Origin of the sequence: Stenotrophomonas sp. CCNWLW57 (assembly GCF_037203925.1) — a bacterium.
Taxonomy (GTDB): domain Bacteria; phylum Pseudomonadota; class Gammaproteobacteria; order Xanthomonadales; family Xanthomonadaceae; genus Stenotrophomonas; species Stenotrophomonas rhizophila_A.
This window is the reverse complement of record NZ_JBBCBJ010000003.1, coordinates 445,433-467,385: the sequence shown is the minus strand read 5'-3', so window position 1 is coordinate 467,385 and position 21,953 is coordinate 445,433. Positions and strand designations below refer to the sequence as shown.

The window sequence follows — 21,953 nt, the reverse complement described above, 5'->3', positions numbered from 1 at the left end:
CAGTGATGCCAGCCAACCCCGCTTCCGTCCTCGCTTTCCACGCCGACCATGCCCTGCTGCCGCAGGGGTGGGCGCGCGATGTGCGCATCGTCTGCGCTGGCGGCACCCTGCAGTCGGTCACCCCGGGCGTGCCCGCGCAGGCCGGCGACACCGCGCTGGCCATCGCGCTGCCCGGGCTGGGCAACCTGCACAGCCACGCCTTCCAGCGCGGCATGGCCGGGTTGACTGAAATCGGCGGGCGCAGCGGCGACAGCTTCTGGAGCTGGCGCGACCTGATGTACCGGTTCCTGGCCCACCTGCAGCCTGATGCAGTGCAGGCCATCGCCGAACAGGCCTACGTGGAGATGCTCGAATCCGGCTTCACCCGCGTGGGCGAGTTCCACTACCTGCACCATGCCCCGGACGGCACGCCGTATGCCGACCGCGCCGAGATGGCCGCGCGCATCGCCGCGGCAGCGCAGGGCAGTGGCATCGGCCTCACCCTGCTGCCGGTGTTCTACGCGCACGCCGATTTCGGCGGCGCAGCGCCGAACCCGGCCCAGCGCCGGCTGCTGCATGACGTGGACGGGTTCGCCGCGCTGCTCGACGGCTGCCGCCAGGCGCTGCGCGGACAGGACGATGCGGTGCTGGGCATCGCGCCGCACAGCCTGCGCGCGGTGACCGGCGAGGAGCTGGCGGCGCTGCTGCCGCTCAACCGCGGCCCGGTGCACATTCATATCGCCGAACAGACCCGCGAGGTCGATGCCTGCGTGGCCTGGAGCGGGCTGCGCCCGGTGCGCTGGCTGTACGAACATGCCGCCGTCGATGAACGCTGGTGCCTGGTGCATGCCACCCACGTCGATGCCGACGAAGTGCAGCGCATGCTGGCCAGCCGTGCCGTGGTCGGGCTGTGCCCGATCACCGAGGCCAACCTGGGCGATGGGCTGTTCCCGATGCAGGCCTTCGCGCGTGGCGGCGGCCGGTTCGGGGTGGGCTCGGATTCCAACGTGCTGATCGATGCGGCCGAAGAGCTGCGCCTGCTCGAATACGGGCAGCGCCTGCAGCTGCGTGGACGCAACGTGCTCGCGCCGCAGGAAGGCGTTTCCAGCGGCCGCTGGCTGTTTGAACAGTCGCTGCAGGGCGCAGCGCAGGCTTTGGGCGTAACCACTGGCCTGCAGCCCGGTGCGCCGGCCGACGTGGTGGAACTGGACCCGCAGCACCCGGCGCTGATCGCGCGCGACGGCGATGCCTGGCTTGACAGCTGGGTGTTCGCCGCCCGTAATGGCGCCGTCCGATCGGTCTGGCGCGGGGGGCGCGAGCTGGTACGGCATGGCCGCCACCTGCAGCGCGACGCCGTAGCGGCGCGCTTTGCCCACGCCCTTCGCGGCGTGCTTGCCGCGCACTGAACGTGGCCGCCACCCCCTACCAGGATTCCCGCGTGACCGGCAAGAAAGCCGAAACCCTCAACCAGCGCATCCGTGCCGACCTCGAGAGCCGCATCCTGAGCGGGGAGTGGGCGCCGGGGTTCCGCATTCCGTACGAGCACGAGTTGATGGAGCAGTACGGCTGCTCGCGGATGACCGTCAACAAGGTGCTCACCGCGCTGGCCGAGAGCGGCATGATCGAGCGCCGGCGTCGTGCCGGCTCGTTCGTGGCGCGCCAGCCGCCGCACCTGGAACAGGTGGCGCTGGAGATTCCCGACATCGCCATGGCGGTCGGTGCGCGCGGCCATGTGTACGGCTACCAGCTGCTGGACCGCGCCTACCGGGCGCCGGACACGCAGGTGGAGGAAGAAATGGCGTTGTCCGCTGGCGAGAAACTGCTGGCCATCCGCTGCCTGCACCGTGCCGACGGCAGGCCGTTCGCGCTCGAATACCGGCTGATCAGCCCGGTCGGGGTGCCCGAAGTGCTGGACGTGGATTTCAACACGACCGCGCCGGGCAGCTGGCTGCTGCAGAACGTGTCGTGGACCCGCGCCCAGCACCGGATCAGTGCGTGGGGCGCCGATGCCGCAGCAGCGGCCCTGCTTGAAGTGCCGATGGGCACCGCGTGCCTGGTGATCGACCGTCTCACCTGGCGCGGCGACCAGCCCATCACCTGCGTGCGGCAGATGTTCCTGGGCGACGCCTGGGACCTGGTGGCGCGGTTCGCGCCCGGCGCGCGCTGATCCTTACGACGTGGCGCACTGGCGCCAGCGCACCGGCTCGTCGGTGTTGATGCGGGGATTGAGCTGGATGCGCACCGTGCGCAGTGCCGGATAGCGCTTCACCTGGGTGCAGATGCGGGGCCAGACCTCGTCGATCTCGGCCGAGCGGTTGACTGCCAGCGTCTGCCGGGTCTGCCAGAACGCGCTGAGCACGCCCTCCTGCTGGGCCAGCAGTGTTGCCAGTTCGCGCTGGTACACCGCCAGCGTGGCCGCATCCGGGTCGGCCACGGTGCCGAGGATCTGGTTTGGCGCGGCGGCCGTATGGGCCGGGTTGGCCGGCGCAGCAGGTGCAGGGGCGACTGGAGCGGGCGGGGTGGGCGCCGGCGGGGGCGCTGCCTGCACGGGGGCCGACGCCGGCGCGGGCGCCTGGGCTGCCTGGTCCAGGCGGGATGTCAGGTATCCCATGCCCACCAGCAGGCCCAGCGTCAGCGAGCCCAGCCCGGCGATCGAGATGCGCCGCACCGCTTCGCGGCGTGCCGCGTGCTTGACGCGGGTTTCCACGTCACCGGGCAGGTAAGGCTGCAGCATCGGCCACAGCAGCGCTCCATCCAGCACTTCCACGTTCTGCTTGTCGGCGGTGGAACGGCCATCGCGCTCGACCATGCCTTCGGTGATGAGGATGCCGCCGCGGGCACCGGCCAGGCGCGCCGCGGCGCCCAGCTCGTTTACCGCCGCCCGGCCGATCCGGTAGGCGCGGCCATGCTTGCACGACACCAGGTAGCGCTGGTGCTGGGCGTCCTGCATCAGGAAGTCGCTGCTGGGCTCACGGCTGTCGTCGGCCTCGCCGGTCACGTCCTGCAGGCCGCGCTGTTCGTGCAGGGCGCGCCGGACGATTTCCGAGAAGTCCCGCCAGTGCATGCCGGCCAAGGCGTTGAGCCCCAGCCGGGTCTCCTTGCGGCGGCGTTTCACCAGCCAGAAGTAGGCAGCGGCCAGGGACCAGACAACGAGGGCCAGCAGGAGAGCCAGAATCCAGGAGAACATGGGACCTAGAGATGAACACGGAGGCGCAGACGACAGTTTATATGCGCCCGCCCCTGTCTGCGGGATGTCGTTTTGAGATCGCGCACACAGAAAACCCGCCAATCCTTAGCCGTGAGGGGAGGGAACAAACGGCGCAGAAGCAATTGGCGGGTCGATTTCGATTGTCAACAAAGTGGTGCTGCTTTGCAACAATCGCCGTACGGAACAGTGTGGTCCGCGCTCAGGGGTCCGAACCGGGCGACTGGTGCGTGCCGGGCCGCGGGTCTGCGTTGGGGGAGGCGTTACGGGCCTCGGCGCGGTTGAGCCGGGCGGTCAGGGCATCGATCCGCACATTGAGCGCCGCCACGTCTTCTGCCGTGGGGATATGCAGGCGCTTGAGCACGCCCTGGACCCGGTCGTCGAAGGCCTTCTCGACCTTGTCCCAAGTGCCGGCGGCCTTTTCGCGCGCCTCGCCCAGGTGTTCCTCGACGTTGTCGCGCCAGCGCGGGGTGTCGCCGGCCTGCTCGCGGTTGCGCGCGTCCACCGACTCGCCTTCCTTGACCAGGTCGTCGAAAACGCGGCTGCCTTCGGCCTGGGCGCGTGCGAACACGCCGAGCCCGGCCAGCCAGATCTGCTGCGCCGAACCGGTCAGCCTGCGCGAGAAGCGCTCGGCCTGGTCCTGCAGCGAGGGCTTTTCGCCCGTGCGGTCATCGTAGTCGTCGTGAGTATTCATGGGGCGATCCTGTGAGTGGCCACCCGTTGATCCTACCCAGCGCTTCGATTGCGTGGCGTGATGGCGTGCCCGCCGCCACGCCAGCGGTTCAGGCCAGCTTTTCCTGCAGGACGCGCTGGATTTCGCCTTCGACCATGCCCTTCATCATCGACACCGGGAAGCCCAGGTCGGCGACCACGCGCACCTGGTGAGCCAGCAGCTCGATCTGGCCATTCACGCCGGAGCCGTTGAACGCGAGCGCATCGCCGTCCCACTGGGTCTTGAGGGAAAACTTGTCGGTGAGCTTGGCCGCCATCGCCTCGATCGCGTCGCGGGCCGCTTCGGTGGACAGCGTGTGGTCGTGGCGGATATCGATGCGGGACATGCGGACTCCTGACAGGTGGTAGCGGGAAACGGGCGTGCATTGTGCGCATCCGCAGACAGAACTCCAAGCAGTGCGTCACACTTCTCTATCTTCCCTGACATCCAACCTGCTAGGCTGCGCCGCGTGCAGAACCTGCTTGTTCACTTCACTCATCGCCAACACCCCGACCAGCCGTTGCGGCCCGGGGTACAGCGCATCGTGCGCCATGCCTCGGGCAGCGTCCGCCTGGGCGGCGACGCGGCCGGCACGCTGTTGCTGGCCCAGTTCTGCCTGGACGACCGCGGCCTGTGGCTGCAGGTAGCCGCCGGCATGCGCGGCATCCACGTCAATGGTCGCCCGGTGCGGCGCATGGCGCTGCTGCGGCCCGGCGACGCGGTCTACGCCGACGGCGTGGAAATGCTGATCCAGGGCGAATGCGAGGCCCTCAACCACGCCCCGTCGCGCAGCGATGAGAGTGGGGAGGACCAGCGCCTGCTGCGCGGGGTGGGTGGCCAGCACCACGGGCGCAGCTTCACCCTCGACCGCCCGCGGGTGATCGGGCGCGGCGCCGAATCCGACATCGTGATCGACGATCCCGCGTTCGCCGAACAGCACGCGCGCCTGGAACGCCACGGCGACCGCCTGCTGTTGCGGGATCTGGGGGCGGGCGAATCGACCCGGGTCAACGGCGTCAGCGTCAGGCACTGCTGGCTGCAGCCCGGTGACCAGCTGGTCTTCGATGCGCAGCACCGGTTCGTGCTGGAAGTGCCGCACGACGGCCGCAAGCGGGTGGTCAGCGATGAGGAGGACGAGCTGCTCGACCTGCCATCGCCGGTGGAAGCCCAGGCCAAGCCGAAGCGGGTAAGCCGCTGGCCGTGGCTGCTCGGCAGCGCGCTGCTGCTGGCCGGCCTGATCAGCCTGCTGCTGTGGTTCGGCGCGCGCTGAACCGATAGATTCGGATGCAACCAATTTCGCCTTGTCCTGCAAGGCCTAAAGGCTGGTGCGCTGCGGCATACTAGGGGTCTTGCCCCATAGGTGTGACATGACGCGCGCGTTCAATTTCAGTGCCGGCCCTGCAACCCTGCCGGAATCGGTCCTGCGCCAGGCGCAGGAAGAGATGTTGGAATGGAACGGCGCTGGCGCCTCCATTGTCGAAATGAGCCACCGCGGCCCGGAGTTCATGGCCGTTGCCGCCCAGGCCGAAGCCGATCTGCGCCGCCTGCTCGGCGTGCCGGACGATTACGCGGTGATGTTCCTGGCCGGCGGGGCGACCACCCAGCAGGCCCTGCTCGCGCTGAACTTCGCCGCCCCCGGGCAGACCGTGGATTACGTGCTCACCGGGCATTGGGGCAAGACCGCGATCAAGCAGGTCAGCCCCTACGTGCGGGTCAACGTGGCCGCCAGCAGCGAAGCCGGTGGTTTCCATGACATCCCGCCGCGCAGCCAGTGGCAGTTGTCCGACGATGCCGCCTACGTGCACATCACCGCCAACGAAACCATCCACGGCGTCGAGTTCCGTGACACCCCGGACGTCGGCAGCGCGCCGCTGTTCGCCGATTTCAGCTCCTCCATCGCCAGCGAACCGCTGGATGTCTCGCGCTACGGCCTGATCTACGCCGGTGCACAGAAGAACCTGGGCCCGGTCGGCGTGTCGGTGGTGATCGTGCGCCGCGACCTGCTCGAGCGCAGTGGCCAGCCGCGCGCGGACATCTTCGATTATCGCTCGCACGTCGCCCGCGATTCCATGCTCAACACCCCGCCCACCTGGAACTGGTACCTGGCCGGGCTGGTATTCCAGTGGATGCTCGCCGAGGGCGGGGTGGAAGAATTCGCGCGCCGCAACGCGGTCAAGTCGACGCTGATCTACGGCGCCATCGATGCCTCCGGCGGCTTCTACCGCAATGAGGTGGTGCCTGCCGCGCGTTCACGCATGAACATTCCGTTCTTCCTGCCTGACGAAACCCTCACCGCCCGTTTCGTGAGCGAATCCAAGGCTGCCGGGCTGCTGGCGCTGAAGGGCCACAAGGCCGTCGGCGGCATCCGCGCCTCGCTGTACAACGCACTGCCGGTGGAAGGCGCACAGGCGCTGGCCGCCTTCATGCGCGATTTCCAGCAACGCAACGGCTGACGTTCCCGAATCTGTAACTGGATACCCTGATGGCCACCAAACCCGCCAAGCCCAAGGCACCCGCCGCCAAGCCCACCAAAGCCAAGGCCGACGCCGTACCTGCTGTCGCCGCCCCGGTGCTGTCGGACGTGCGCGCCAAGATCGACCACATCGACCGCAGCATCCAGGCGCTGATCGCCGAGCGCGCCCAGTTCGCCCACCAGGTCGGCAAGGCCAAGGGCAAGCTTGCTGCTGCCGTGGATTATTACCGCCCCGAACGCGAAGCCCAGGTGCTGCGCATGGTGGTGGACCGCAACGAAGGCCCGCTCAGCGATGAAGTGCTGGTGCATGTGTTCCGCGAAATCATGTCGGCCTGCCTGGCCCAGCAGGAGCCGCTGAAGATCGGTTACCTCGGCCCGGAAGGCACCTTCAGCCAGCAGGCCGTGCTCAAGCACTTCGGCCGTTCGGCGCTGGGCCTGCCGTTGGCCAGCATTGAAGAAGTGTTCCAGGAAGTGGAAGCGGGCAACGCCGATTTCGGCGTGGTGCCGGTGGAAAACTCGGGGCAGGGCACCATCCAGATCACCCTGGACATGTTCCTCACCTCCAACCTGAAGATCTGCGGCGAAGTCGAACTGCGCGTGCAGCAGTACCTGATGTCCCGCAGCGGCCGGCTGGAAGATGTCGAACGCGTGTATGGCCACCCGCAATCGTTCATGCAGACCTCCTCCTGGCTGCGCGCCAACCTGCCCAAGGCCGAGAAGATCCCTGTGTCGAGCAATGCCGAAGGTGCGCGCCGCGCCCGCAATGCCGATGACGCCGCCGCCATTGGTGGCGAAAGTGCAGGGCACGTGTATGGCCTGAAGAAGGTCGTGACCAAGCCGATCCAGAACGACGCCGACAACACCACCCGCTTCCTGGTGGTGGGCCGCCAGTTCTTCCCGACCTCCGGCCACGACCGCACCTCGGTGCTGGTGTTCATCCACGACAAGCCCGGTGCGCTGTTCGACGTGCTCAGCCCGTTCGCGCGGCACGGCATCAGCATGAACCGCATCGAATCGCGCCCGTCGCACAACGCCAAGTGGGAATACGGCTTCTTCATCGACCTGGCCGGCCACATCGACGACGAGGCCATGCAGGCCGCGTTGGCCGAACTGAAGGCGCACTCGGCGCAGATCAAGGTGTTGGGCTCCTACCCGGTGGCCGTGCCCTGATACCTCGGCGCCGCCGCACTGCGCGCGGCGCCGCTTACCGTCATTCCGCACCATCGCTGCCTTCGCGGGCGGCTTTCTACAGGATTCACCGATGACCGCTTCCGCTTCCTGGACCGCCCGCAAGGGCCAGCCCCTGCAGGGCAGCCTGACCATTCCCGGCGACAAGTCGGTCTCGCATCGTGCGGTGATGTTCGCTGCACTGGCCGATGGCGTTTCGCACATCGACGGTTTCCTGGAAGGCGAGGACACCCGCGCCACCGCCGCGATCTTCTCGCAGATGGGCGTGCGCATTGAAACCCCGTCGCCGTCGCAGCGCATCGTCCACGGCGTGGGCGTGGATGGTCTGCAGGCACCGGCCGGCCCGCTGGACTGCGGCAACGCTGGCACCGGCATGCGCCTGCTGGCGGGCCTGCTGGCCGCGCAGCCGTTCGATGCAGTGATGGTGGGCGATGAATCGCTGTCGCGCCGTCCCATGCGTCGGGTGACCGGCCCGTTGGCGCAGATGGGCGCGAAGATCGATACCGAGGCCGACGGTACCCCGCCGCTGCGCGTGCATGGCGGCCAGCCGCTGCACGGCATCGACTTCGCCTCGCCGGTGGCCAGCGCGCAGGTCAAATCGGCCGTGCTGCTGGCCGGCCTGTACGCGCGGGGCGACACCGCCGTGACCGAACCGCACCCGACCCGCGACTACAGCGAACGCATGCTGCGCGCCTTCGGCGTGGAGATCGACTTCTCGCCCGGCAAGGCCCGCCTGCGTGGCGGCCAGCGCCTGCGCGCCACCGACATCGCGGTGCCGGCTGACTTCTCCTCGGCGGCGTTCTTCCTGGTGGCGGCCAGCATCATTCCCGGTTCGGCGCTCACCCTGCGCCAGGTCGGCCTCAACCCGCGCCGCACCGGCTTGCTGGCCGCACTGCGACTGATGGGCGCGGATATCCGCGAAGAGAACCATGCAGAGCAGGGCGGGGAAGCCGTAGCAGACCTGGTGGTCCGCCATGCACCGCTGCACGGCGTCGAGATCCCCGAAGCGCTGGTGCCGGACATGATCGACGAGTTCCCGGCCCTGTTCGTCGCCGCTGCCGCTGCACAGGGCAACACCATCGTGCGTGGCGCGGCCGAACTGCGGGTCAAGGAATCCGATCGCCTCGCCGCAATGGCCACCGGCCTGCGCAGCCTGGGCGTGCAGGTCGATGAAACCGAAGACGGCGCCACGATCCACGGCGGAACGGAAATGGGCAGCGGCACCATCGAAAGCCACGGCGATCACCGCATCGCCATGGCCTTCGCCATCGCCGGCCAGCTCAGCAGCGGCGAGGTGCGCATCAACGACATCGCCAACGTCGCCACCTCGTTCCCCAACTTCGACGGCATCGCCCGCACCGCCGGCTTCAACCTCGCATAAGGCACCGTCGGCCGCGTCCAATCCGTTGGCCCGTGCAACTGGCGGCGTAGGGACACGCCATGTGTGTCCGCTTTACGCGCAAAAAAAAGGAGCCGACCAGATGGTCGGCTCCTGCTCCCCCGCCGTTTTACAGATGAGGGTTACCGCTGCTCGGTGCGGAAATCCACCGGCACGCGTACCACGCTCGCCACGGCGCGGCCGTTGTGCATCGCCGGTTCGAACTTCCAGTCACGCACGGTGCTCAGCACCGCACGGTCCAGGTCACGGTCACGACCGCCACTGCGCTGCACGATATTGGCGTCGGTCACCTGGCCGCGCGGGTCAACGTTGAGGCTGGCAATCACGCTGCCTTCCACGCCACTACGCAGCGCGGTCCGCGGATACACCGGCTTGGCGTTGCTGCTCAGCGGGCGCGCATCGCGATCGCGAACGACGGGAGCAGCACGACGCTGCGTGGTGGCAGGCGTAGCTTCACGGTTGGCCGGGACCGGTGTCACCGCTACCGGCGTCTCGGTAGCAGGCAGCATGCGTTCCCCGACCGGCGCGCTGGCACCTTCATCGGGATTGGCATAGCGCAGCCACACCAGCGCGGCGGCAAACATCGCGACGATCAGCGCGATCCACAGCAGCGGAGAGGTACGACGGCGGCCCGGCTCGTCAATGATGTCGCGCTGCTGCTGCGGCGACGTAGGCATCTCGTGTGCATGGGTAACACTCATGGCGGACTCCTGGTGTCGAGTTGACGACGCCAGTCTTGCCTGAGCCAGGTTGCGGGTGTGTCACCGATGCGTCAACGCCACGCGTGCATTCCCGTTGAGGTTCAGCATCATGAGCCGAACCTTTACGCGGAGTTCGCGCGGTCTTCAAGCGTGTGCCCACTAACAGTGGGCACCTACCAGTGGGCACGTACCGGTGGCACCTGTGGGCACCTACCCGCGCAATATCATTGCGCCTTGAAATCGAATGGGACTTCGATGCTGCCCGGCACCGCAACGCCGTTGCTTTGCGCCGGCTGGAAACGCCAACGGCGCACGGCATCGCTGGCAGCGCGATCCAGGTCACGCGAGCCGCTGCGCTGGATGATGGTGACGTTCATCGGGTAGCCGGTCGCGTCCACATCCACGCGCACCACCACGCTGCCTTCCACGCCATTACGCAGGGCGGCAGGCGGGTAGGTCGGTGGCGGCGACTGGTCGGCAATCGGCTGCGGGCGGTCGCCGGCGGCCATCGCCACCGGGGCGGTTTCCGGCGCGGCAGCGGCCGGGGCGGCCGGTGCCGGCGGCGGAGCGGTTTCCACCAGCTGCGGCTTTTCGTCTTCCACCGGCAGCGGCTTGGCGTCGGGCATGTCGCTGGATCCGGCCGCGGCGGGCAGGGGTTCTGGCAAGGGCTCGACCTGGGCCACGTCCTGCGGGGTCTGCGCGGGGCCGGCCTTGTAGAAGTCGTTGTTGCGGTTGCCCAGCCACACGGCCAGGAACAGCAGCACACCGACGCCAAAGGCGATCCCGGCGATCGTGAGGCTGCGGCGGGGCAGCTGGAAGGTGATGTTCTTGCCAGACGAGGAACGGGAAGCGGACATGAGCCATACCATGGTGAACTCCCCGATTCTGCCACGCCGGGAATGAACCGGGCGGCAGAAAAGCCGATTACAGGCGATAATCCCCCTCCAGACCCGTCCTTACCGCCCAAACGCCATGCTCGATCCAGCCCTGCTCCGCCAACAACCCGCCGAACTCGCCGAACGCCTGCGCTCCTCGCGCGGTTTCGAGCTGGACGTCTCCGGGCTGGAGTCGCTGGAAGCCGACCGCAAGCGCATCCAGATCCGTACCCAGGAGCTGCAGAGCCTGCGCAACAGCCGCTCCAAGGCTATCGGCCAGGCCAAGGCCAAGGGCGAGGACGTCTCGGCGATCATGGCCGAAGTGGCCGCCTTCGCCGACGAACTCAAAGCCTCGGAAGTAACCCTGGACGAGCTGCGCGAGAAGATTGAAGCCATCGCGATGGGCATCCCCAACGTACCGGCAGACGATGTCCCGTACGGCAAGGACGAATCGGAGAATGTCGAGCAGAAGCGCTGGGGCACCCCGCGCAGCTTCGATTTCCCGGTGCTCGACCATGTCGAACTGGGCGCCCGCAACCAGGGGTTGGATGGTGAAGCCGGCGCCAAGCTGTCGGGTTCGCGCTTCACCGTGCTGCGCGGCCCGGTCGCGCGCCTGCACCGCGCCTTGGCCCAGTTCATGCTCGACCTGCACACTGGCGAGCACGGGTATGAGGAAACCAACGTCCCGGTGCTGGTGAACCCGGAATCGCTGCGCGGCACCAGCCAGCTGCCCAAATTCGAAGACGACCTGTTCAAGACCGCCGTGGGCGAGTCGACCCGCTACCTGATTCCGACCTCGGAAGTGTCGCTGACCAATATCGTGCGCGACGAAATCGTCGATGCCGAGCGCCTGCCGCTGAGCATGACCGCCCATTCGCTGTGCTTCCGCGCCGAAGCCGGCAGCGGCGGCCGCGACGTCCGCGGCATGATCCGCCAGCACCAGTTTGAAAAGGTCGAGCTGGTCACCGTGTGCGCCCCGGCCGAGAGCGAAGCCGAGCACCAGCGCATGACCCGCTGTGCCGAAGTGGTGCTGGAAAAGCTGGGCCTGCCGTACCGCAAGGTGCTGCTGTGCACCGGCGACATGGGCTTCTCGGCCATCAAGACCTACGACCTGGAAGTGTGGCTGCCCTCGCAGGACACCTACCGCGAGATTTCCTCGTGCTCCAACTGCGGCGACTTCCAGGCGCGCCGCATGCAGGCGCGCTGGCGCAACCCGGAAACCGGCAAGCCGGAACTGGTGCACACCCTCAACGGCTCGGGCGTGGCCGTGGGCCGCGCAATGATCGCGGTGATGGAGAACTACCAGAACGCCGACGGCAGCATCACCGTACCGGATGCGCTCAAGCCCTACATGGGCGGCCTGGAAAAGATCGCGTAACGAAAGAACCCGCCGAACGGCGGGTTTTTTTTGTGGCTGCTATCAAATAGAAACGGCCCCTCAAAGCGGGGCCGCAGGGTGGGCCGGATGGGGGAGGAGGAATCCGGCCCGGGCAGGGCGTCCGACGAGGACTCAACGCCTGCCCTGGAACACTCAGGCTTCGGCCAGTTCTTCGAACTCGGCGGCCGGCAGGCTGGCCAGCGCCGCAGCAATGGCTTCCTCGCGATGGGTCGGCGAATACGCAAGGCCTTCGGCACGCACGAATTCGACATTGGTGATGCCCATGAAGGCGAACACCTGGCGCAGGAACGGCTCCTGGAAGTCGGCCGGCGAATCGGTATAGATGCCGCCGCGCGAACTGGCGATGATCACGCGCTTGCCACCGGCCAGGCCGACCGGTCCATTCTCGGTGTACTTGAAGGTGCGCCCGGCAACCGCCACGCGGTCGATCCAGGCCTTCAGGGTCGACGGAATGCTGAAGTTGTACATCGGCGCGCCGATGACAATCACGTCTGCGGCAAGGAACTGCTGCATCACCGCTTCGGCATCGGTGGCTTCGGCCGCATCCACTTGGGCCAGCGAACCACTACTCAAATGGGGAATGGGATTACGATCGAGATCGCGGTAGGTTACATCGAGGTTCTCAACGGTCTCATTGAACCGTGCGACCACGGCCGCGGACAGCTGGCGGGAAACCGAGTTGTCGCCCAGCACGCTGGCATCAATGTGAAGAAGCTTCATGGCAATCACCTGTATCCGGGGAAGGGCGGTCAAGGCGCCGCCGACGGAAAGCAGGTTAGGTTGTTGCGTCGCTGGGATAAAGGTGGTTGAATACCACGTATTGTTCTATATCTGGAACTTCGGTATGCACGACCTCAACGACCTGTACTACTTTGCCATGGTGGTGGACCACGGCGGTTTCGCCGCGGCCGAACGCGCCCTGGGCATCCCAAAATCCCGTCTGAGCCGCCGTATCAGCCAGCTGGAAACCGACCTGGGCGTGCGCCTGCTGCAGCGCTCCACGCGTCGCTTCGCGGTGACCGACGTCGGCACCAGCGTGCATCGCCACGCGCAGACCATGCTGGCCGAAGCCCAGGCCGCCCGCGAAGTGGTGGACCGCCTCAGTGCCGAGCCACGCGGCCTCGTGCGCGCCAGCGTTCCGGTCTCATTGGCGCAGATGCAGCTGCCCAAGCTGCTGCCGAAGTTCCTGGCCCAGTACCCGAAAGTGCGCCTGCAGCTGAACATCAGCAACCGCCGCGTGGACATCATCAACGAAGGCTATGACGTGGCCCTGCGCGTACGCTCACGCCTGGACGATGACGGGAGCCTGGTGATGCGCAGCTTCGGCCAGGTGCAGGAACTGCTGGTGGCCAGCCCGAAATATCTGGATCGCGCCGGCCGCCCGAAAGATCCCGATGAACTGGCCAACCACGTCACCCTGAGCATCAGCGAAGACGAGGCCCGCCAGCGCTGGGAGCTGCACGGCCCGGAGGGCGCGGTGCGCCGCGTCGACCTGCAGCCGCGCGTGGCGGGGTTCGACTTCCCGCTGCTGCAGAGCATGGTCAAGGACGGCTTCGGCATTACCATGCTGCCCGAGACCGTCTGCGCCGACGCCGTGCGCAGCGGCGAACTGGAAGTGGTGCTGCCGGAATGGTCGCTGCCGCAGGGCATCTGCCACGCCGTATTCGCCTCCCGCCGCGGCCTGCTGCCGGCGGTGCGGGTGTTCATCGACTTCCTGGCCGAGCACCTGCCGCCGCAGCTGGAAGCGTCGCGCCTGGACTGCGGTGGGGCGTGCGAGCGGGCCAAGGAAAAGATCCGCGCCAGCGCCTTGGGTGCGCTGGCGGTAGACGCCGGCTGACGCTGCCGGGGTCGGCCTTGGGTAAACCCGGCCGACCATGCGAGAATACGCGCCCGGCCTCGGCCGGCGCAGGACATCCGGAGAGATGGCCGAGCGGTTTAAGGCACCGGTCTTGAAAACCGGCGAAGGGTCATTCCTTCCGTGGGTTCGAATCCCACTCTCTCCGCCAATCACGCATAAGTCATTGATTTATATGATTATTTGCATGATTTGATTGATTGTTAAATGGGAGCTTGTTCGGGGCTCCATTCGAAGAAGCGGTCGCAGGCATTGCGCAGGGCATCTGGGGTCTTTGCTTCACCCACGATGAAAACCGTGGCGCCGCGTTCTCTTAGTCTGCGGCTGAGGTATGCAAAGTCCGAGTCGCTCGTTACCAGGCAAAAGACCTCTGCGCGCTTGTCGAACAGTGCTTCTTGAGCATCAAGAGCAAGCGCAATGTCAGCCGTATTTTTCCTGGAAGCGTATTGGTATTGAAGGCAGGGCGTGAACGCCTGTCGGACCAGCGCTTGTTCCCAGGGATTGCTGAGCGTAGCTTTGTTGCCATAGCCCCGGCGAAGGATCACTCGTCCGGCTCGAGCCGTCATGAGAAGTGCAAAGTCGATGAATGCTGGGGCCACGTTGTCGCAGTCGATCATGACCGCGACGGTTGAATCTTGCTGTTGCTGTTGCTGTTGCTGTGCCATGCCTGCTCTTCCTTGTCTGGGTCCAGGCATCATGCCGATGCCGCACCGGCACTATCTCACGCGAATGAGCAGCTTCTAATCTGTGGTGTAAGCCGGCGAGAGCATGTCCCTCTTAACTGACCAAGCGGGCTTTTCGAGCGTCTTGCCCTTGGGTATCCAAGCCGTGGAAGCAAAGCCCATAGAGCCCCGGCCAAACTTCTGGTTAGTCCGGTCCATGACATCCATAATGGCCTTGCTGCGTTGATCGACCCCGGCGAACAGATTCCCCTGCTGGATGTCCATATGGCTCAGATCAAGCAAGCTGACACCTGCTTTCTTGTAGCCGTAACCCTGACGGAACATGTCCTTGGCCAGCCCCTGAGCAACCATCAAAATTTCCCTGGTGTCAGCAGAGGGCATCAGCAGACGAAACGACTTTGATGGGTTGTATTGCGGCAGGTTTTGCTTGAAAGGGTTCGTCCGGATGAAGACCCAGACACCCGCTGCTTGCAGCTGCCTTGCACGAAGCTTCTCGCAAGCCCGTTGGGCAAAAATGGCAATGGCTCGCATCAGCTCGGTCTGTGACGTGATGTCTTTGCGGAAGGTGCGAGAGACCATAATGTCTTTGCGTTGTGGCTCGTGTTCTTCGAGTTCTGCACACGAAATGCCCGGCAATTCGCGCTGCGTGCGTGCCAGCACGACACCATATCGAGAGCGCAGTGCGTCTACGTCAGCCGCAGCCAGATCACCTGCGGTCAGGATGCCGTCCGCGCCCAATCTTGCAGTGAGCTTCCTTCCCACGCCCCACACGTCTTCTACGGGGTAAATGAGCAGGACAGGGTTGTCAGGCATCGTCGTAACGACACCTTCCGCAGTGGACTTCGCTGTCTTATTGCTAAGCTTCGCGAGCGTCTTCGTCGGTCCAATGCCAACGCATGAGGGGATGCCGGTCCACTTCAAAATCCGAGCACGGGCTTCTGCTGCGAGCCGCTCGTGATCCTTTGAGGGGATGCCTGCCAGATCAATGAAATTCTCATCGATGCTGTATTGCTCGATGGCAGGAAAGAGGTCTCTCAAGATCGAGGCGATCCGGCCGCTGATGTCTCCGTAGAGCGCGAAATTTGCAGGCCGAAAAGTGATCTGGCGGCGAATCTCGGGTGGGATCTGATGGATAGGGGCACCCATCGGCACACCGAGCTTTTTGCTCAATGCGTCCCTGGCAATAACACAGCCATCTCCGCTACTTGCCACACACACGGGCTTTCCGCGAAGCTTCGGATCGAAGCTTACTTCAACAGAGTAGTAGAAATTGTTCCCGTCTTGTAGTGCCAACATGGAGAGGTCAATAGGTATGAGTGAGAGGAAGAAGGCGAAGACGAAGACGAAGACGAAGAAGAGTGCCGCTCAGCTTGAAATCGGAACTGACATCTGGAAGGAGGCGCGCCGAAACGACCCCAACCTGAGCGCCAGGGAACGTGCGGAAGTCAAAGCGGACGAGCTTGATGAAAAACTGCCGCCACTTGTCGAAGTTCCGGAAGCTCAGGGTCCTACACGTTTCTGATCACCTTCGAAGCTCCTTTTTAAAAGACCAAGTGACCACACCCCAGACATCGAGCTCGATGTCTGGGGACACTAGGATCGGAGGGTGTTCCGGGTGTCCGGAGTGGAGCGCCAGGCGATTCCGGCTCATCGCAAGCCGTTTCACCATAGAGCCTCCTTCCCATAGGACCAAAACAACGTCCCCGTGCTTGGGTTCCAAGCTGCGGTCGATGACCAGGGTGTCGCCTTGGTCGATCCCGAGGCCAGCCATGTTGTCCCCTTCGGCCGTGGCGAAGAACGTAGCGACCGGATTGCTGATGCAGTGCTGATTGAGGCAGAGCGTGTCCTCCGCCCCGAAGAAGTCCTCTGCTGGGCTTGGGAAGCCGCAGGAGACGCGCATCCTGAGCAGGGGTAGGGCATGGGTAGGTGCGGTGACGCTGAAAGCTCCCAAGAGGCTTGGAGGGGCGATGGGGTGCATAGTGGGAGAGTCCGGGAAAGCTGAATCACGGGCTGAGACTGAGGGGCCTCAGCATGCTGCTACGCTGCTAGATTAGGACTGAGTTAGTTAAATTACTAACACATTCCATAAGTCATTGATAAAGAACGACCGGCTCGATGTCTGCGAACCTGAATACGCTGGAAGCTCAGCTCAACGCGCTAGAGACCGACCTTCACTTGCTGATGCAAGCGCACTCGAGCTCGGGCGACTTCTGGGCAGCATTCGCAGGCTTGGCAGACGTCATCGAGGACAACGCGGGAGCTCACCAGAAGTTGGTCGCTCAACGGATCAGTGCCATGCTTACGAGAAACGGCATAGCCTGCGAAGATGAGCCGGGCTAAGCGGTCTAGGGAAGAGGGGCGGACGTATGGACATGGAAGAATCGAAGACTGTGGTGGTCTATCGCCTGATCACGTCCAGGCTCGTAGATACACGGCAGTCCTACGCGATTAGTAAAGCACTCAATCTTGCATTGGGCGAAGATAGTCCGAGGCGACTGACCGACCGGCTCAGCGGTCGGGAGGACGTCACGCTACCCATTCTTTGGTCATGCCAGCTCGCTACGTTCGTGGGATTGGTGGCGGTGCTGGAAGACAGCAAGGGAAGTGCTTCGATCCCCGAGCTCGCTCGCTTGATCCGAGCGGATGGCACAGAAGTGCCGGCTGAGCTGGAAGCAGAAGCTGCGGCGATCTGCGACAAATATCGTGTCTTTCGCAACAAGCTCTTCTCTCATAATTCGACCCAACGCGAGCAGCATCGAGAGCTCTTTGACGAAGCTAAGATCAGCTGGGAGCAGCTTGATGCCGACTTCGACGCGGTGACGCGGATACTTTTCCAAATTGCGGACAAGAACCAGGAGCTTTCGCTCGATCTCGCGCCGCTCATGGCGTTCAATCATGTCAAAGCGACTGAGACTTGCATGAAAAAAATTCTGTCAGAACTCGGGGCATAGGCCATGTGCTACTCAGCAGAAGTTTGGACGGACTACCACCGCTATGTCGATCAGTTCAATGCTGACGTCGACATCAAAGAGTTCGCCAAGCTCTACCTTGCTCGCCGGAGTTCCCCGAAAATCACAATACCGAAGGGCATGGATCGCGCCTTCGACAAGCCGAAGACCGATCTGGAAAAGCAGATCCGACAGCTTGTGCAGGACTACAAAAGGAGCTTGATCAGCGACCGCGAACAAGAGATGTTCAAGCAAGCAAAGCGCTTGGCGGATGCCGAAAGAAAGCTTGCGGACAAGGAGACGAAGACGGCACTCAACGAGCAGCGCATTGCGAAGAACAAGATCAAGCAAATGAAGCGATGGATCGCCGACGCTAAGCGCGTTGAGCTCGATCCGGTCAAGGACAATCGCACGTGGCCGGACTGGTATGTGGCCGTGCTGATTTCTGATAAGGGAAAGCTTGTCGTTCGGCTGATGCGTTATCACTGCCGACCCGCTGGAAAACCCGCCAGCGTTGACCGCACAAAGGATGGCAAGGTCTCGGGCACCTACAACGCTCGCCCGGACAACTTGACCCGCTTTTGGCGCAAACATTTTGGATACACCCACGGCCTCATCGTTGCCAGCCAATTCTATGAGATGGTCGAACGAGACATCATGGACGACAAGCAACATCCATTTTACGAACATAGGCTTGCTGCGTGAACAAAATAATCTCCATGTTCCGCAGGATGTTTTCAAAGCCTCCTGCTCAAAAAATCACAGACCAACAGCTTCGAGATGAGCTCGAAAAGCGTCTCGAAGTTCACTCCAGGACGCTTTCCAATGATGGTAGGAACCCTTGGAAATCGGGTCTAAAAACCACTTCCGATATTTTTGTCTCAGTTGGACTGGCAGACATCGGATACATGAAAGAAATTACTCATGATGAATCTCAATCGCGACTCTGTGTTGGACACTTCCGGACTACTGAGGATCAGGCAGGGAAGGGATTCGGGACCGCAATGCTCAACGGACTGGGCCGAGTCGCTAAAAAGCGTCTGAAATGCACTGAGATCGTCATTCGCAGCAAGGGCAAGCATAGAGACGAGGTGGATAAATTTATGTCAGATAAGGGCGCACAGCTACTGCTTCCGGTTGGCAAAAATGGCAAGGAATGGCTCTGGAAAATCCCGTAGCCTCACTAAAGGATTGCCTAACGCGATCCGGGTCGCTAACTATGGATGATCTTACTCCTAATGATGTGGGCAGACACAGGGTCGTAATTCCGTGACAAGAAGCCATCAGAGGTCCATTGAGGTCAACCAGGCCTTGATTCGTGCGGCAGAGATCAGGGCGGGATTGCAACTGGCCGGAGACGCGACACTTGCGCACCGCATCGCAGTGGCGCTCCTGGCCGCCGCATACGATGATGCAAGAGCAGCGACACTCCTGATCGGCAACTACGCGCCGGATCTCGTTGGAAGTGCCTTTAGCCTTGTTAGGCCCATGAACGAGAAGTTCCGGCGCGGTTGTTGGTTCTTCTTGGGGGCGACAGAGGAGCAGGCTGATGCTTTCATGGAGCGAGACGAGCTGCCCAGCACGAAGACGATGGTGGCTGCAATCGAAGCCGATGGGCCGTTTAGCCAATTCCCGATTTTTAGCGGACAGTTCCAGGCTGGGATCAACCATCTCCACAGCTTCACGCACGGCGGCAACCAGATAGCCATCCCCTACCTTGCAACAAACGAAGTAGGGGCTTCCTACTTGGATGACGATATCTTCTATGCGCTGGAAAGCATCGAAGCGATTGGGATGACAGCTGTTCTCATCACGATCCTGGTCGCTGGGGAGAGCAATCCCGAAGGAGCACAACTGGCGCTAGACGCTTTTGGAGCGGAGTTCGCGTTTGGCGAACCCTCGCCGTAGTGTATTGACAAGAAAAATATTTTAGAAAAGATCGTCTCAAGGCTATTTTTTCAAATCAGGGGTGGTGGATAGGATGAAGCTTGAATCAATCAAGGTGGAGAAGTTCAAACGGATCGATGCAATCGAGCTGCCAATCGCAGATCTCAACATCTTGGTGGGATCCAACGGCAGCGGCAAGTCGTCCATCCTGCAGGCACTTCATCTTGCTTCTTGCCTCATGCGCCAAGCAGATCGAATTCGTGGATCGACAGCAACGGTCAGTATCAACGACTTAGACTATTTGCCAAGTGATCAGTATTGGAAGTTAGGTCATGGTGCCGACTGGGGTAATAAATGGGATAGCCCGTCTTCTAAGGTCGAGTTCCGCTTTCTAGATGACGCTGGCGGAGCCGGGCCTCCCAATATTGTTACAGCGAAGCTTGCGATGCGGTCTGCTCGGAACGCAGGGATATCCGTGACGGGCGACTTGCCCGATTCAGTTCGCCCGTTGTTCCGTGGTCAGGACGTGTTTTTTAGTGGATTCATTCCTGGGATTTCGGGCATCCCGAATGTTGAGCACAAGAATTCTAAGCGCGTCGTGCTCAAAGCGTGCTCGTTCGGCGATTCCAACGTCTATCTGCGAAATGCGCTGAACCTGCTGCCGGCTGCTGATATCGTCAAGATCGAAGAGTGGTTGGAGCCGCTATTGGGCCCGATCAAGCTCAAGATCGTGTTCGATGAGTCTAAGGACTTCGACATCCATGCGCATGCAGAGCTAAACGGTCGTTCGACGCCGTTGGAGCTGCTTGGGACGGGCTTCCTGCAACTGATCCAGATCTTCTGCTACATCCTGCTCTTCAAGCCCAAAATTTTGCTTATTGACGAACCTGATATTCATCTCCATCCGACAATTCAAGAGAAGCTGGCAAGCAGTTTGTTGGAGATAGCAAGAGCGCAGGAGATCAAGATCGTCATGTCAACGCACTCTCCCTTCATCGTAAGAGGAGCGCCGGTTGACGCTAATGTGGTCTGGCTTGCAGACGGTGAGATCAAATCCGACGACCGATCCGTGGTCGAACTGGCGCTGGGTTGGGGGGCGTTCGGTAAGCAGGTGATCATCGTCAGCGAAGACGCGAAGAACGAGCTATTGAAGAAGCTCATTCGACAGTGGCCCGAGATCGAGCGGTCTGTGACTGTTCTCCCAGGCCGGGGCTACAAGCATCTGCTGACTAAGGCTGAGGCTATAGAGCTCAGGGCGTCATTGGGTGGCAAGTTCAAAGTCTTGGTTCACCGAGACCGCGATTCGTTGACTGACGACGAGGCGGCGCAATTGGTGGATAGTTATGCAGCAGAGGGCATTGCCCTGTGGCTTACAGACCAATCCGACATCGAGTCTGAGTTCTGCAACCCAAGCTTCCTGGAATCGTTGACAGGTCGGTCGCTTGCCGTGTGCGACGACTGGATCGCTCAGATAGCCGCCGCCAACGCGATACCTATCAGCGACCAGTTCGCAAAACAGCGAGCTGCCCACAATGAAGAGCTGCATGCCGCTGGCGGTAGTCCGACGAATGCCGATGTGTGGGCGGAGCTCCAACATCGTCCGTTGCGCGGAGCGAAGGGAAAATTCGTGATGGGACAGTTGAAGAATAAGGTGCCTGGGAAGGTCTACTCGGAAGCAAGTGTCGAAGGGCACGCCGGTTTCCCAGAACTAGCGCCAAGTCTCAAGAACGCCATCCAGTTGCTGATCGACCAGTGAGCGGCCCGTATCGTTGGTCGCGGGGCCACACAACGCAGCAGTGCACTTGCAACCACGAAGTTCAGGGGAACTCATTTAGAAGCAACGGCAGTGGCGATTTAAACTATGATCAGCATGCAAAGGAAAGCTTGAGATGGAAACCAGAAATCCCGTTAGAACTGATCTTTTTCACTTGACGGTCCCGCTCTTGACAATATTCAAGCAAGTAGTTGTGAATAAAAAATTTGATGCTTTGGACTGGGAAAAGCTCGAGCAAATCGTCAGCGGTGCCGTGAAGGAGGGTTGTGCACGCCTGGCGGATGTTGATGAAGTGTCAGGCACGGCAAAGGGTGGAAGGGACTTCAATGCGGATAGGTTGGGTAATATCTATAAGTGCTTGGATGGAAAGATTTATGGGACGCGAGGGCGCGTCCCGCCTCAGGTAGGGAAGATTAAAAGCCGAAAAATGTGAGTGGTGCCTGTCAATCGCTGCTCAAATGTATGATCGCCAACCGCCTGAGAGGTGGTTGGGTAGTGTGAGCACCTTGCACTACTGGTTGAAGTGGGCGTCACTGTTTCGCTCCGATGCTTGGTGCACGACCATACCTATACTTGGTCATCAAGTGCTGTGCATCGCTGTTACCGCGCTCCACGGCGGCTTTCATCGGCGTGTTTCCGAAGTCGTCCACGATGTCTTGCTTCGCCCCAAAGCGGAGCAGGGCATCGATTACCCCAGGGTCATCAGCCAGGTGCAACGCAGTCTATCCGAACGCATTGGTCGCGTTGACGTCTACATGAGAGTGGATAAGGCCTCTGGCTTCGTTCCAGCGCCCGTTCTCGACAGCGTCCAGTAGGGCGGTGCCGGGGAGCGTGTCATCCGCCTCTGAGGCGTATACAAGCTGTTCATTGTCACC

25 protein-coding genes and 1 tRNA gene are annotated in these 21,953 nt (G+C 62.7%); 17 read left to right on the top strand and 9 right to left on the bottom strand.

Annotated elements, in window-relative coordinates:
- The first annotated feature begins 5 nt into the window (after positions 1-5).
- Positions 6-1,385, top strand: a complete 1,380-nt coding sequence (locus tag V9K91_RS10045; RefSeq protein WP_095362714.1) for a formimidoylglutamate deiminase — start codon at positions 6-8, stop codon at positions 1,383-1,385.
- 32 nt (positions 1,386-1,417) lie between these two features.
- Complete coding sequence (gene hutC / locus V9K91_RS10040; protein ID WP_249832737.1) at positions 1,418-2,146, top strand: histidine utilization repressor; 729 nt, start codon at positions 1,418-1,420, stop codon at positions 2,144-2,146.
- A gap of 3 nt (positions 2,147-2,149) precedes the next feature.
- Here hutC and V9K91_RS10035 read toward each other — a convergent pair whose 3' ends face one another.
- From V9K91_RS10035 to V9K91_RS10025, 3 genes are all read right to left on the bottom strand, one after another.
- Positions 2,150-3,166 carry a restriction endonuclease gene (locus V9K91_RS10035; protein WP_095362713.1) on the bottom strand — a complete coding sequence of 339 codons (1,017 nt, stop codon included), beginning with the start codon at positions 3,164-3,166 and terminating at the stop codon, positions 2,150-2,152.
- 220 nt (positions 3,167-3,386) lie between these two features.
- Positions 3,387-3,878: a phasin family protein gene (locus V9K91_RS10030; RefSeq protein ID WP_095362712.1), complete on the bottom strand. Its 492-nt coding sequence runs from the start codon at positions 3,876-3,878 to the stop codon at positions 3,387-3,389.
- Positions 3,879-3,966: 88 nt separating this feature from the next.
- Complete coding sequence (locus tag V9K91_RS10025) at positions 3,967-4,242, bottom strand: polyhydroxyalkanoic acid system family protein (protein WP_217537534.1); 276 nt, start codon at positions 4,240-4,242, stop codon at positions 3,967-3,969.
- Positions 4,243-4,365: 123 nt separating this feature from the next.
- Here V9K91_RS10025 and V9K91_RS10020 point away from each other — a divergent pair, with 123 nt between their 5' ends.
- The 4 genes from V9K91_RS10020 (at position 4,366) to aroA (ending at position 8,938) form a co-directional block, all read left to right on the top strand.
- A complete protein-coding gene (locus tag V9K91_RS10020; RefSeq protein ID WP_093536024.1) occupies positions 4,366-5,166 on the top strand; it encodes an FHA domain-containing protein in 801 nt (266 codons plus the stop codon).
- A gap of 97 nt (positions 5,167-5,263) precedes the next feature.
- A complete protein-coding gene (gene serC / locus V9K91_RS10015; RefSeq protein WP_095362710.1) occupies positions 5,264-6,349 on the top strand; it encodes a phosphoserine transaminase in 1,086 nt (361 codons plus the stop codon).
- Between the two features lie 29 nt (positions 6,350-6,378).
- Positions 6,379-7,539 (top strand): prephenate dehydratase, encoded by a 1,161-nt coding sequence (gene pheA / locus V9K91_RS10010; protein ID WP_095362709.1) that lies wholly within the window; start codon positions 6,379-6,381, stop codon positions 7,537-7,539.
- A gap of 91 nt (positions 7,540-7,630) precedes the next feature.
- On the top strand, positions 7,631-8,938 hold the full coding sequence (gene aroA, locus V9K91_RS10005; RefSeq protein WP_336443174.1) for a 3-phosphoshikimate 1-carboxyvinyltransferase: 1,308 nt from the start codon (positions 7,631-7,633) through the stop codon (positions 8,936-8,938).
- Positions 8,939-9,078: 140 nt separating this feature from the next.
- On the opposite strand, the gene V9K91_RS10000 is transcribed toward aroA, so the two are convergent.
- Both V9K91_RS10000 and V9K91_RS09995 read right to left on the bottom strand, forming a co-directional pair.
- Entirely contained in the window at positions 9,079-9,657 is a 579-nt protein-coding gene (locus V9K91_RS10000; RefSeq protein WP_336443173.1) for an energy transducer TonB, read from the bottom strand.
- A gap of 224 nt (positions 9,658-9,881) precedes the next feature.
- On the bottom strand, positions 9,882-10,514 hold the full coding sequence (locus V9K91_RS09995; protein ID WP_336443172.1) for an energy transducer TonB: 633 nt from the start codon (positions 10,512-10,514) through the stop codon (positions 9,882-9,884).
- 115 nt (positions 10,515-10,629) lie between these two features.
- Between V9K91_RS09995 and serS the strand changes: the two genes are divergently transcribed.
- Positions 10,630-11,910, top strand: coding sequence for a serine--tRNA ligase (serS, locus tag V9K91_RS09990; RefSeq protein WP_093536014.1), 1,281 nt, complete (start codon positions 10,630-10,632; stop codon positions 11,908-11,910).
- A 153-nt stretch (positions 11,911-12,063) separates the two neighbouring features.
- Here serS and V9K91_RS09985 read toward each other — a convergent pair whose 3' ends face one another.
- Positions 12,064-12,651 carry an NAD(P)H-dependent oxidoreductase gene (locus V9K91_RS09985; protein ID WP_336443171.1) on the bottom strand — a complete coding sequence of 196 codons (588 nt, stop codon included), beginning with the start codon at positions 12,649-12,651 and terminating at the stop codon, positions 12,064-12,066.
- A gap of 124 nt (positions 12,652-12,775) precedes the next feature.
- Between V9K91_RS09985 and V9K91_RS09980 the strand changes: the two genes are divergently transcribed.
- Positions 12,776-13,768 carry a LysR family transcriptional regulator gene (locus V9K91_RS09980; protein ID WP_068854691.1) on the top strand — a complete coding sequence of 331 codons (993 nt, stop codon included), beginning with the start codon at positions 12,776-12,778 and terminating at the stop codon, positions 13,766-13,768.
- A 79-nt stretch (positions 13,769-13,847) separates the two neighbouring features.
- A tRNA-Ser gene (locus V9K91_RS09975) sits at positions 13,848-13,937 on the top strand.
- 52 nt (positions 13,938-13,989) lie between these two features.
- Here V9K91_RS09975 and V9K91_RS09970 read toward each other — a convergent pair.
- Positions 13,990-14,451 carry an NYN domain-containing protein gene (locus tag V9K91_RS09970; protein ID WP_336443170.1) on the bottom strand — a complete coding sequence of 154 codons (462 nt, stop codon included), beginning with the start codon at positions 14,449-14,451 and terminating at the stop codon, positions 13,990-13,992.
- A 75-nt stretch (positions 14,452-14,526) separates the two neighbouring features.
- On the bottom strand, positions 14,527-15,765 hold the full coding sequence (locus V9K91_RS09965; protein WP_336443169.1) for a Y-family DNA polymerase: 1,239 nt from the start codon (positions 15,763-15,765) through the stop codon (positions 14,527-14,529).
- Positions 15,766-15,781: 16 nt separating this feature from the next.
- Between V9K91_RS09965 and V9K91_RS09960 the strand changes: the two genes are divergently transcribed.
- Entirely contained in the window at positions 15,782-15,991 is a 210-nt protein-coding gene (locus V9K91_RS09960; RefSeq protein WP_336443168.1) for a hypothetical protein, read from the top strand.
- Here V9K91_RS09960 and umuD read toward each other — a convergent pair whose 3' ends face one another.
- Complete coding sequence (gene umuD, locus V9K91_RS09955; protein WP_336443201.1) at positions 15,992-16,369, bottom strand: translesion error-prone DNA polymerase V autoproteolytic subunit; 378 nt, start codon at positions 16,367-16,369, stop codon at positions 15,992-15,994.
- A gap of 215 nt (positions 16,370-16,584) precedes the next feature.
- On the opposite strand from umuD, the gene V9K91_RS09950 reads away from it, so the two are divergent.
- The 7 genes from V9K91_RS09950 to V9K91_RS09920 all read left to right on the top strand — a co-directional run bounded on the left by V9K91_RS09950 (position 16,585) and on the right by V9K91_RS09920 (position 21,511).
- Positions 16,585-16,809, top strand: coding sequence for a hypothetical protein (locus V9K91_RS09950; RefSeq protein WP_337308186.1), 225 nt, complete (start codon positions 16,585-16,587; stop codon positions 16,807-16,809).
- A gap of 32 nt (positions 16,810-16,841) precedes the next feature.
- The gene (locus V9K91_RS09945; RefSeq protein WP_337308185.1) at positions 16,842-17,420 is read left to right on the top strand and encodes a hypothetical protein; all 579 of its coding nucleotides are present in this window, start codon (positions 16,842-16,844) and stop codon (positions 17,418-17,420) included.
- A gap of 3 nt (positions 17,421-17,423) precedes the next feature.
- Complete coding sequence (locus V9K91_RS09940; protein WP_336443166.1) at positions 17,424-18,122, top strand: hypothetical protein; 699 nt, start codon at positions 17,424-17,426, stop codon at positions 18,120-18,122.
- A complete protein-coding gene (locus V9K91_RS09935; protein WP_336443165.1) occupies positions 18,119-18,595 on the top strand; it encodes a hypothetical protein in 477 nt (158 codons plus the stop codon). The genes V9K91_RS09940 and V9K91_RS09935 overlap by 4 nt, the downstream gene beginning before the upstream one ends.
- A 310-nt stretch (positions 18,596-18,905) precedes the next feature.
- Positions 18,906-19,325 (top strand): hypothetical protein, encoded by a 420-nt coding sequence (locus tag V9K91_RS09930; protein WP_336443164.1) that lies wholly within the window; start codon positions 18,906-18,908, stop codon positions 19,323-19,325.
- A 73-nt stretch (positions 19,326-19,398) separates the two neighbouring features.
- Positions 19,399-21,060, top strand: coding sequence for an AAA family ATPase (locus V9K91_RS09925; protein WP_336443163.1), 1,662 nt, complete (start codon positions 19,399-19,401; stop codon positions 21,058-21,060).
- Positions 21,061-21,193: 133 nt separating this feature from the next.
- A complete protein-coding gene (locus tag V9K91_RS09920; RefSeq protein ID WP_336443162.1) occupies positions 21,194-21,511 on the top strand; it encodes a hypothetical protein in 318 nt (105 codons plus the stop codon).
- Positions 21,512-21,953: the final 442 nt, after the last annotated feature.

Bases quoted from the DNA above. Each gene is read 5' to 3' on its own strand.
- V9K91_RS09940 (WP_336443166.1), top strand. From the start codon at position 17,424: ATGTGCTACTCAGCAGAAGTTTGGACGGACTACCACCGCTATGTCGAT.
- V9K91_RS09980 (WP_068854691.1), top strand. From the start codon at position 12,776: ATGCACGACCTCAACGACCTGTACTACTTTGCCATGGTGGTGGACCAC.
- V9K91_RS10000 (WP_336443173.1), bottom strand. From the start codon at position 9,657: ATGAGTGTTACCCATGCACACGAGATGCCTACGTCGCCGCAGCAGCAG.
- V9K91_RS09965 (WP_336443169.1), bottom strand. From the start codon at position 15,765: ATGTTGGCACTACAAGACGGGAACAATTTCTACTACTCTGTTGAAGTA.
- V9K91_RS09925 (WP_336443163.1), top strand. From the start codon at position 19,399: ATGAAGCTTGAATCAATCAAGGTGGAGAAGTTCAAACGGATCGATGCA.
- V9K91_RS09960 (WP_336443168.1), top strand. From the start codon at position 15,782: ATGAGTGAGAGGAAGAAGGCGAAGACGAAGACGAAGACGAAGAAGAGT.
- V9K91_RS09970 (WP_336443170.1), bottom strand. From the start codon at position 14,451: ATGGCACAGCAACAGCAACAGCAACAGCAAGATTCAACCGTCGCGGTC.
- V9K91_RS09985 (WP_336443171.1), bottom strand. From the start codon at position 12,651: ATGAAGCTTCTTCACATTGATGCCAGCGTGCTGGGCGACAACTCGGTT.
- serC (WP_095362710.1), top strand. From the start codon at position 5,264: ATGACGCGCGCGTTCAATTTCAGTGCCGGCCCTGCAACCCTGCCGGAA.
- V9K91_RS10045 (WP_095362714.1), top strand. From the start codon at position 6: ATGCCAGCCAACCCCGCTTCCGTCCTCGCTTTCCACGCCGACCATGCC.
- pheA (WP_095362709.1), top strand. From the start codon at position 6,379: ATGGCCACCAAACCCGCCAAGCCCAAGGCACCCGCCGCCAAGCCCACC.
- V9K91_RS10030 (WP_095362712.1), bottom strand. From the start codon at position 3,878: ATGAATACTCACGACGACTACGATGACCGCACGGGCGAAAAGCCCTCG.
- serS (WP_093536014.1), top strand. From the start codon at position 10,630: ATGCTCGATCCAGCCCTGCTCCGCCAACAACCCGCCGAACTCGCCGAA.
- V9K91_RS09950 (WP_337308186.1), top strand. From the start codon at position 16,585: ATGTCTGCGAACCTGAATACGCTGGAAGCTCAGCTCAACGCGCTAGAG.
- V9K91_RS09995 (WP_336443172.1), bottom strand. From the start codon at position 10,514: ATGTCCGCTTCCCGTTCCTCGTCTGGCAAGAACATCACCTTCCAGCTG.
- aroA (WP_336443174.1), top strand. From the start codon at position 7,631: ATGACCGCTTCCGCTTCCTGGACCGCCCGCAAGGGCCAGCCCCTGCAG.
- V9K91_RS09930 (WP_336443164.1), top strand. From the start codon at position 18,906: ATGAACGAGAAGTTCCGGCGCGGTTGTTGGTTCTTCTTGGGGGCGACA.
- umuD (WP_336443201.1), bottom strand. From the start codon at position 16,369: ATGCGCGTCTCCTGCGGCTTCCCAAGCCCAGCAGAGGACTTCTTCGGG.
- V9K91_RS10035 (WP_095362713.1), bottom strand. From the start codon at position 3,166: ATGTTCTCCTGGATTCTGGCTCTCCTGCTGGCCCTCGTTGTCTGGTCC.
- V9K91_RS09945 (WP_337308185.1), top strand. From the start codon at position 16,842: ATGGAAGAATCGAAGACTGTGGTGGTCTATCGCCTGATCACGTCCAGG.
- V9K91_RS10025 (WP_217537534.1), bottom strand. From the start codon at position 4,242: ATGTCCCGCATCGATATCCGCCACGACCACACGCTGTCCACCGAAGCG.
- V9K91_RS09920 (WP_336443162.1), top strand. From the start codon at position 21,194: ATGGAAACCAGAAATCCCGTTAGAACTGATCTTTTTCACTTGACGGTC.